Source organism: Prevotella rectalis (assembly GCF_900607215.1).
In the GTDB taxonomy this organism is placed as follows: Bacteria; Bacteroidota; Bacteroidia; order Bacteroidales; family Bacteroidaceae; genus Prevotella; species Prevotella brunnea.
This window is the reverse complement of record NZ_LR027822.1, coordinates 789,648-790,875: the sequence shown is the minus strand read 5'-3', so window position 1 is coordinate 790,875 and position 1,228 is coordinate 789,648. Positions and strand designations below refer to the sequence as shown.

Here is a 1,228-nt window from a genome sequence, read left to right as displayed (position 1 = left end):
AGAGGTATCGTATGGCTCATAAAGAAACGAATTTGACAGACAATGAGATATTGCGCCAGAAGATAGTGAACCTCCAACACGCATTGTCTTTGGAGAAGATGCGCAGCCGTGCCTATGAGAAACTCATAGAGATAGCCGAATCCGAGGAGGGTATCAGCATCTTAAAAAAAGATGGTGCCAAACAGTAACGGCGCTGCGTGAGGAGTTTCCCGGTGTATCCGTGGAATTCCTCTGTGGGCTGTTTGGCAAGAAACGCCAGTGGTATTACGCAAGCAGCAAGCTTGTGATTTCTGAGCGGCAAAGGCGTAAACTGATAGTTGACAATGTACTCTACTATCGTGCCTGCTGTCCCGGGATAGGCGGTGTGAAACTGCACGTCCTCCTCAAGTCGGAGCTAGGTGAAGATGTTACTCATGGTCGCGACTCCTTCTTAAAACTACTTGCTTCAGAAGGACTTATGCTTCCTAAAAACAAGCGAAGACGTACAACGGACTCCAATCACCCTTATAGGAAGTATCCTAATCTTGTACAAGGTGTTACGGCAATGTATGCTAACCACATTTGGGCAGCCGACATAACCTACGTTTGGATTTACGGCAACGTCCTGTACCTCCATCTCATTACAGATGTTTACTCACATGCTGTCATAGGCTGGTGCTTATCCGAAACCATGGAGGCTATAAATACGAAGGAGGCATTGCTAATGGCAGTTAAGGCAGCCGGAGGAGGCAACCTCTGCGGAACGATACACCACTCTGACAGAGGTTCGCAATATGCCTGCCACCTATATGTTGAAACTCTTATGTGCCACCATATCAGGGTTAGTATGACAGAACGGTACAATCCTACGGACAATCCCGTGGCGGAAAGGACGAATGGAACCTTTAAGGTTGAGTGGATTTACCAGCAGGAGATGTACCGAGATTATGACCAGGCCAATATGGAAATCTCCAAGGCAATAGCCTTCTACAACTACAGACGACCGCATATGAGCATAGGAATGAAATGTCCGATGGATGTCTATAGAGGCGAACAGCCCGGGAGAAATCTTTGGAAAAAGAGATAAATGCTTGCAAAAAAGAAAAATATAACGTATCTTTGGAACGCCGAAAATATGGCGAACGACGGTCTTATGCCATCTTCACCAAAGGTCCCAGGGGGCATCGAGCCCCCTAAGACCTTGCCGAAAATATGACGGAACTTAGGTGTTGTCCATCTTCTTTTATGC

1 protein-coding gene and 1 pseudogene are annotated in these 1,228 nt (G+C 46.7%); both read left to right on the top strand.

The genetic code is table 11. The features are described from left to right. Window positions 1–188: pseudogene (locus tag E0E16_RS13700) on the top strand (hypothetical protein); the annotation flags it as partial. A 32-nt stretch (window positions 189–220) separates the two neighbouring features. Beyond that, window positions 221–1,066, top strand: a complete 846-nt coding sequence (locus E0E16_RS11590; protein WP_240048166.1) for an IS3 family transposase — start codon at window positions 221–223, stop codon at window positions 1,064–1,066. Window positions 1,067–1,228 lie beyond the last annotated feature (162 nt).